Here is an 8007-nt window from a genome sequence, read left to right on the forward strand (position 1 = left end):
CCCCCCCCCCCCCCCCCCCCCCCCCCCCCCCCCCCCCCCCCCCCCCCCCCCCCCCCCCCCCCCCCCCCCCCCCCCCCCCCCCCCCCCCCCCCCCCCCCCCCCCCCCCCCCCGCTGCGACCCCGCCGGGGGTCCGGTCCTGGTGACCGGGCCCCCGGCCGTGCGTCGGCTACCGTGCCCGGGCACCCACGACGAGAACAGGCAACGCTGTGCAGCAGCTCCTCAACGGCATCTTCATCGGCTCGATCTACGCGCTGTTCGCCATCGGGTTCACGCTGGTCTTCGGCATCCTCGACCGGCTGAACCTCGCCCACCCCGCGGTCTTCGCCGCCTCGGCCTTCGTCGGCATCGAGCTGGTGGAGCGGGGTGGCCTCTCCCTCTGGACGGCGCTGCCGATCGTCTTCGTCTTCGGCGCCGTCCTCGGCCTGGTCATCGAGCGGGTGGCGTTCCGGCCGCTCAAGAACCGGGCCGACGCCCACTTCGCCGGGCTGATCTCCTCGATCGCGCTCGCCGGCATGCTCATCGCGCTGCTGCAGTGGCGCTACGGCCCGGACACCCGCCGCTTCCCGCCGGGCTCCTTCCCCGACACCCGGTTCGAGGTGTTCGGCGCCCAGGTGACCCTCGTGCAGGTGGTCATCCTCGCGGTCTCGCTCGCCCTGATGGTGGGCCTCACCTACATGGTCACCCGCACGCGGCTGGGCCGGGGCATGCGCGCGGTCGCGGAGAACCCGACCGCGGCGCGGGTGCTCGGCGTGAACGTCGACCGGGTCACCGCGGTCACCTTCGCGATCTCCTCGGCGCTCGGCGCGGTCGCCGGCGTGCTCTTCGCCATCAACGTGAACACCGCTCAGCTGGGCATGGGCGCCGCGATCGAGCTCAAGGGCCTGGCGGTCATCATCGTCGGCGGCATGGGGTCGCTGCCCGGTGCGCTCATCGGTGGGCTGCTGCTCGGGCTGGCCGAGGTGTTCGCCGTCCAGTACATCGGCTCGTCGTGGGTGAACGTCATCGCGTTCGGCCTGCTGTTCGTGATCCTGCTGCTGCGCCCGCAGGGGCTGCTCGGCGCGCGGAAGGTCCGGGAGGTCTGATGCTCGGCCAGTACGCCACCACGCTCACCTTCATCGCGCTGGGGGCGATCTTCGCCTACTCCTTCTACGCCGTCCTGATCGCCGGGCAGCTCAGCCTCGGCCAGGCCGGCTTCGCCTCCCTCGCGGCGTTCTCCGGTGCCTACCTGGCACCCAGCGGGGCCGACGTCGGTGACGTCCCCGCCCTGCTGATCGCCGTGGCGATCGGCATGTCGGTCGGCGCGCTCGGCGCCGTCGTCCTCGGCCTGCCGACCATGCACCTGCGCGGGGTCTTCCTGGCCATCGCGACCCTCGGCTTCGCCGAGGCGGTCCGCGTGGTGCTGCTCAACCAGGAGTGGACCGGCGGCGCCCAGGGCCTGGGGGTCCCCCGGATCCTCACCGTCGGCATGGCCTGGACGGCGCTCGCGCTCGTGGCCTACTGGTTCTGGCGGATGGGGCGATCGCGCTACGGCCGTGCGCTGGAGGCCATCCGCGAGGACGAACTGGCCGCCCGGTCGATGGGCATCGACGTGGGGCGCCACCGGCTCGCCGCATTCGTCACCGCCGGCGCGGTCGCCGGGCTGTACGGCGTCCTCTACGCCTACTACGTCCGGCTCATCGCCCCCAACGACTTCGACTTCGTCGCGGCCGTCGAGGGGCTGGTCACCGCGGTGGTGGGCGGCTCGACGATGTTCCTGGGGCCGCTCCTGGGCAGCGGCTTCCAGACGATCGTCCCGGAGATCCAGCGGGCGGTCGGGGTGGAGGCCGGCTGGATCCGGCCGTTCCTGGCCAGCCTGCTCCTCCTGGTCGTCATCCTCTTCCTGCCCGGGGGGCTCGCCAGCCTCATCCCGCGGCGGACCCGCATGCCCTCCGGTGACGACGGCGACTCCACCACCGGCCTCGCCGGCCGCCGCCACCCGGCGGCCGGGGAGCCGGTGGTCACGCTCGCGGGCCTGGGCAAGGAGTACGGCGGCGTGCACGCCGTCCGCGGCGTGGACCTGGAGATCCGGGCCGGCGAGGTCGTCGGCCTGATCGGCCCCAACGGCGCCGGCAAGACCACGCTGGTCAACATGATCAGCGGGCTGGTCCCGCCCAGCTCCGGGAGCGCGACGGTGCTCGGGACGGCGATCGGCAGCACCCCGGTGCACCGCATCGCGGCGGCCGGGGTGAGCCGCACGTTCCAGCACTCGAAGCTGTTCAACCGGCTCTCGGCGCTGGAGAACGTGCTCGTCGGCGCCCACCTGGTCAGCAGGCCCACCTTCCTGCGGCGGCTGATCTGGCTGCCGTCGGCGCGGCGGGACGAGCGCGCGGCGCTGCGGCAGGCGGCCCGCTGCCTGGAGCGGGTCGGGCTGAGCGAGCTCGCGGGCAGCCGGGCGGAGGCGCTGTCCTACGGCGACCAGCGCCGGCTCGAGATCGCCCGCGCGCTGGCCTCGGACCCCTCCCTGCTCATCCTGGACGAGCCGGCCGCGGGGATGAACCACGTCGAGGCGGCCCGGCTGTCGGAGCTGATCCGGTCGCTGGCGCGCGACGGGCTCACCATCCTGTTCATCGAGCACAACGTCGGCATGGTCCTGCAGACCTGCACCCGCGTCGTCGTCCTCAACTTCGGCGAGGTCATCGCCAGCGGTGCGCCGGACGAGGTCGCCGCCGACCCGGCCGTCATCGAGGCCTACCTGGGGTCGGCCGACGACGACGGCGACGAGGGCCCCGTCGCCGAGACGGCCCGCTCCGGCGCCACCGCGGCCGGCGCCGGCGACGCGCCACCGGACGCCGTCGCCAACGTGCGGCCTGGCGCCGCCGGCACCCTGGACACGCCCGACAGCACGAGGGATGCGACATGAGCGACCCGATCCTCACCGTGGAGGGCCTGCGGGTGACCTACGGCCGGGTCGAGGCGGTGCGCGACGTCTCCTTCCGGGCCGAGCAGGGATCGCTCGTCACGCTGGTCGGTGCGAACGGCGCGGGCAAGTCCTCGGTCATCAACGCCGTCTCGGGCATGCTTCGGCCGGCCGGTGGCCGGATCACCTTCGAGGGCCGGGACATCACCCGCACCCCCGCCCACAAGCTGGTGGGCCGCGGGCTGGTGCAGGTGCCCGAGGGGCGGCAGATCCTCGCCACCCTGACCATCGAGGAGAACCTCCAGATGGGCACGTGGCACGCGGGCACCGGCGGCGCGCGCCGCGTCGACGAGATGTACGACCGGTTCCCCGTGCTCGCCGAGCGGCGGGCGTTGCCGGCGGGGGCGCTCTCCGGTGGGGAGCAGCAGATGCTGGCCATCGCCCGCGCCCTGGTCGCCGGACCCACCGTGATGCTCATGGACGAGCCCTCGATGGGGCTGGCGCCGAAGATCGTCGACGAGGTGTTCCGCGTCATCGAGGAGATCCGCGCGTCGGGCACCACGGTCGTGCTGGTGGAGCAGAACGCCCGCCGGGCCCTGCGCGCCGCCGACCACGGGTACGTGCTGCAGAGCGGCGAGGTGGTGCACTCCGGCCCGGCGGCCGAGCTGCTCGCCGACGAGCGCATCGTGCAGGCCTACCTGGGGGTCGAGAGCGGCACCTGACTCTGGGGGGCGGTGACGTGCTGGAACGGCCCCCGTGCAGGGTCCCGCCGCGAGCGCAGCGAGTGGTGGGCCAGTACGGCAACACGTGGGGGGAAATGTGGGACTTTGTCCGCGCTGTGTGGTTTGATCTTGACGCTGCGTAAGGGCCGCCCGCGCCCTCGGCGTCGGAGGTGCACACGGTGGCCGCTCGCCGGTCTGTGCCTGCGCCCGCGTGCCCGGACGGGCACGCGGGCGCGCAGGTCCATGCTCACGAGGCCAGGCAGTCGAGGCGCGGAGCGACGCGCGTGTTCCGCTGCCGGTTCGAGCAGGACGGCGAGGCCGGGGTCCACTACTTCACGGTGCTCACCCGGCCGAAGGCGGACGCGCGGCTGCTGATCGACCAGGTGGTGAGTGCGCCGGAGTGCCCCAGGCCGGGGCACGGCGGGCGCTACGTGTGGCCCCACGGCACCTACAAGACCGCCGCCGGCGAGCGGCAGCGGTACCGCTGCGTGAGTCGGACCGACGACGGCGACGCCCACACCTTCTCCGCTCCGCTGCCGCGCGCGGCGGTGGAGGACGACACCTGCTGCCCGGACTGCGAGGTGCTGACCCCGAGGCACGCCGGGGAGGAGGCGGTCAGCCGGCGGCTGAACGTGCCGACACCGGTGGTCGTGTCGGTGCTGCGCGAGCTGGCCGACGGGCACGCCTACACGGCGGTGTCGAAGCGAGCGTTGGAGCAGATGAAGCGCCCGACCGGGCGAGTGCGCACGGTCGGCGGCAAGACGCCCGAGGAGCTGCACGAGGCCGGCCAGTTCGGTCCGCGCCGGGAGCTGAAGGCGCACTGGCACCTCTCGGCCGACATCCTCGAGCGGTTCGCCCCGTTCATCACCGAGCCGGCGCTCGCGGCGATGCAGGTGGAGGAGGCGGCCTACCGGGCCGAGGGGCTGCCGGTGGTGTACTTCGCCGACGAGGTGGCGGTGAAGCGGGACTACGCCCGGTCGGCCACGCTGACCAACGCCCCGGTTGTGTGGACCGCGCTGGTGGTCACCCGGACCAGCTGGGAGCGCGACAAGGACGGCAAGGTCACCGGCCGGTCGAGCCGGCTGGTGCGGGTGCGGGCGCTGCCCAACGCCTCCACCGAGGCCTGGCGGCTGGTCCTGGCCGAGCTCGACGCGCCGAACTTCCTCGTCGCCGACGGCGCGGCGGCGATCGAGAAGGCCGCGACCGCCGTGTGGGGCAAGAAGACCACGTTCGTGCCGTGCATGTACCACGCGACCCGCAACATCGAGGCCAGGCTGACCCCGCCCCGCGGGCGGCTGGCCGACAAGGTGCGCGACCACATGTACCGGCTCAGCCGCGAGCTGATGCGCGACGGCGGGCCGAAGGCCGTCAGCACCTGGTTCGACGAGCTGGAAGACGCGGCGGCGGCCGCCGACCTGCCGGCGGACCTGGTGGCCGCCCAGCGCCGCCGCTACGAGCCGCTGCTGCGGCGCACCGCGCTGGTCGCGCAGCGGCACAACGACCCGGAGGTGCAGGTCAGCAACTCGGCGGTCGAGTCGCAGATCCGGTTGTGGGTCAAGCGGCTGACCACCCGCCGCGGGGCGATGTTCTCCAACCTGGCCCGGACCAACCTGCTCGGGGATCTCATCGTCGCCGCCGCCAACGGCGCACTGCTCGACCAGCACGAGGTCGCCCGCACCCTGCGCGAGGCGTCCAAGCGCACCCGGGGTTGGGCGCCGCCGCCACGCGCCCTGACCGAGCCCGCGGGCGTGCTCGGCCTGCGCGACGCGTTCTCCGTCACCGAGCTGCTCGAACGGCACTCCTCGTGAGCACCGCGCCGGAGAAGGGGGCGGCGTACCAGGAGCTGGTCGCCGGCCGCGAGTTCGTCGTCCTCGACATCGAGACCACGCACACGAAGGCAACCAAGACCGCCGAGGCCGCCTTCCACCCGATCTCGGTCGGGGCGGTGGTGCTGCTCAACGGCACCCGTCGGGAGACCTTCCACCGGCTGGCCAACCCCCGCGTCCCGGTGGACAGGGACAGCAGCGCCTACAACGGCATCCGCACCGCAGACCTCACCGGCCAGCCCGACGTCGCCGCCGTGCTGGCCGAGCTGGACGCCTTCCTCGCCGGGCACCCCGACGCCGCGCTGGTCTGCCACAACGCCCTGTTCGACGTCGGGCACCTGGCCGCCGCCTACGCCCGCGCCGGGATGACCCCATTCGACCGGCTCGTCTTCGACACCGAGTTCCTCGGCGTCCGGCTCAAGCTGCCCGGCGTCGCCAACTTCGCCAAGCTCACCGACCTCGCCACCCGGTACGGCATCAACACCACCCTCGCCGTGCCGCGCGCCCAGGCCCGGCTGCACAAGGCGCTCAAGGACGCTCAGGACACCGCCGAGGTGCTCGACTGTCTCCTGGCCGAGGCCGCGCTGCTGGGCATCGCCACCTGGGACGAGTTCTGCCGCGTCACCAAGCCCAAGCGCAGCAGCGACATCGCTGCCACAGTCCGCCGCCGACGGCGGATGCGCGCTCCGCAGATCCCGGCCGGCCACATCCGCGCCTGCCACGGCCGCACCCGGCTGCCGGCCCGACCGACCGAGGCCGCGCTCGACGCCTGGACCGCGCAGATCGCCGCCTGCGTGCGGCTGCACTGCCCGACGATCGCGGAGAAGGTGCTCTACGACGAGCGTCACGCGCCCCGCCTCCTCGACCGGCTCACCGCGCTGCTGGCCACCACGCGCGACCCCGGCGACGTGGGCACCCTGCTCGTCGCGCTGGAACCGCTGCTGGAACGCCTCGACCGGCCGGCGGCGCGGGCCTGGTACAGGGCCAACCATCAGCAGATCCGCGACGCCCAGCCGTGCGAGCCGCACGCCGCCTGCCCGGCCTGCGTCGCCGGACGCCCCTGCCCGCGGGACGTCATCTACCGGCTGCTCACCCGCCGCGCCCTCGACTACGGCACCACCGCGGCCGGCGTCCCGGTCAGCCTGCTGTCCAAGCAGGTGAAGAAGGACCTGTACTACGGCAAGAGCGCCCGCAAGATCGACACCTGGCCGGCGCAGGGCCTGTCCGACATGGCCGCGCACATGTTGTGGGTCGTCGTGCAGGAGGCCCGCGCCAAGCACCAGCACACCACCGTCAGCAAGCTGCTCGCCTCGGCGGTCGAGCGCGGCCTGCACCTGGCCGACCCGCACCTCGCGCTCGAAGTCGCCCGGCACTGGGCCCGCAGCCCCGACCGCGACGGCGACGTGGAGCAGCTCGTCACCACCGTGCTGGCGAAGGCCAACAGCAACCCCGGCTACCTCGACCTCGAGGTGTGGTTCCACGGGTCGTTCCGCCGCGCCGCCGCAGCCCGCCAGGCCGCCGCGGGCCGGATCACCCGGCAGCGGAAAGCCGACCCGGTGCGCACACCGGCCGACATCGAACTGCGCCCGCCGCAGAGCACCCACACGTACCGCTACCAGCTGCACCGCTTGCCGCCCGCCAGCTGACACAGCCGGTCCGTGACCGGACGCAGGCAAGCGAGTCGGTACGGCGGGACCGGGTCAGCGACCCGTGGCCTCGATGGTCACCTCGTGGTCCCCGAAGCGGGCCGCCAGAGGCTTCGTCGGCGTGACCCCCGACGGCAACTCCACCACCGTGACGTGCCCGCTCATGTCCGCAGAGCAGACGTCCCGGTCGGGGAACAGCGGTCCCAGGCGGACCTCGATCTCTTGCTCTGCGACCACCTCGATACCAAGCGGTCCGCTGGGACAGCTGGAACTGCCGAAGGTGACCACCGCGAGGTACTGGCCGTCGTTGACCCAGGCGATCGAGGGCTGGAAGGCCGACTCGAGGGGCGACGGGCCACCGGAGTCGGGCGCAGGCGCCGGCGAGGGCGTGTAGGTCCGCTCGTCGAACCCTTCCCCGGGGTCGGGCAGCGTGATTCGGGGCGCAGGGGACGGCGCGGGGAGCACCTCAACGCGTGGTCCGGGGAGCGGCGTGAGCACGAACTCCCGGGCCTCGGGCGTATCAGCTCCGAGGCCGAACTCCGCGACGTAGGGCGAACTGCCCGGCCCGCTGGCGCCGCAGGCGGCCAGCGCAGGCGTGGCGGCCAGCAGCGCCGCCATCGCCAGCAGGGGCCACACCGGCCGGGGTCGGTTCACAGCTCGCATCGTGCGGCCCTACGACCTCGGAGTCCAGCAGCTCCACCCGAAGCGTGACGCAAGGGAGACGTTGCTGCGCGCCAGCGGGCTGCTGATCGCCCAGTGCAGAACCGCGTGTCGCTGCCGCAGCTGGCCGCCGCACACGGCCAAGCTCAGAACCTCCTGGGTCGGCCGAGCGCAGCGGTCACCGAGGCCCGTCGAGGGACGCAGAGATGTCCCACATTTCCCCCCACGTGTTGCCGTACTGGGTGGTGGGGGGGGG

Annotated in this window: 6 protein-coding genes; 5 read left to right on the top strand and 1 reads right to left on the bottom strand. The window is 73.6% G+C overall.

Features of this window, described 5'->3' with window-relative positions; translation table 11 throughout:
* The first annotated feature begins 207 nt into the window (after positions 1-207).
* The 5 genes from ACI792_RS20690 (at position 208) to ACI792_RS20710 (ending at position 7091) form a co-directional block, all read left to right on the top strand.
* Positions 208-1083, top strand: a complete 876-nt coding sequence (locus ACI792_RS20690; RefSeq protein ID WP_456604245.1) for a branched-chain amino acid ABC transporter permease — start codon at positions 208-210, stop codon at positions 1081-1083.
* Complete coding sequence (locus ACI792_RS20695; RefSeq protein WP_456604246.1) at positions 1083-2900, top strand: branched-chain amino acid ABC transporter ATP-binding protein/permease; 1818 nt, start codon at positions 1083-1085, stop codon at positions 2898-2900. The genes ACI792_RS20690 and ACI792_RS20695 overlap by 1 nt, the downstream gene beginning before the upstream one ends.
* Positions 2897-3619 carry an ABC transporter ATP-binding protein gene (locus ACI792_RS20700; RefSeq protein ID WP_456604247.1) on the top strand — a complete coding sequence of 241 codons (723 nt, stop codon included), beginning with the start codon at positions 2897-2899 and terminating at the stop codon, positions 3617-3619. The genes ACI792_RS20695 and ACI792_RS20700 overlap by 4 nt, the downstream gene beginning before the upstream one ends.
* A 284-nt stretch (positions 3620-3903) precedes the next feature.
* Positions 3904-5427, top strand: a complete 1524-nt coding sequence (locus ACI792_RS20705) for a hypothetical protein (protein WP_456604248.1) — start codon at positions 3904-3906, stop codon at positions 5425-5427.
* Positions 5424-7091 (top strand): 3'-5' exonuclease, encoded by a 1668-nt coding sequence (locus ACI792_RS20710; RefSeq protein WP_456561899.1) that lies wholly within the window; start codon positions 5424-5426, stop codon positions 7089-7091. The genes ACI792_RS20705 and ACI792_RS20710 overlap by 4 nt, the downstream gene beginning before the upstream one ends.
* 54 nt (positions 7092-7145) lie before the next feature.
* On the opposite strand, the gene ACI792_RS20715 is transcribed toward ACI792_RS20710, so the two are convergent.
* The gene (locus ACI792_RS20715; protein WP_456604249.1) at positions 7146-7745 is read right to left on the bottom strand and encodes a hypothetical protein; all 600 of its coding nucleotides are present in this window, start codon (positions 7743-7745) and stop codon (positions 7146-7148) included.
* Between the last annotated feature and the right edge of the window lie 262 nt (positions 7746-8007).

It is taken from the genome of Blastococcus sp. SYSU DS0669 (genome assembly GCF_054050895.1).

Coding starts and splice junctions, on each gene's coding strand:
- ACI792_RS20700 (WP_456604247.1), top strand. CDS start 2,897: ATGAGCGACCCGATCCTCACCGTGGAGGGCCTGCGGGTGACCTACGGC.
- ACI792_RS20695 (WP_456604246.1), top strand. CDS start 1,083: ATGCTCGGCCAGTACGCCACCACGCTCACCTTCATCGCGCTGGGGGCG.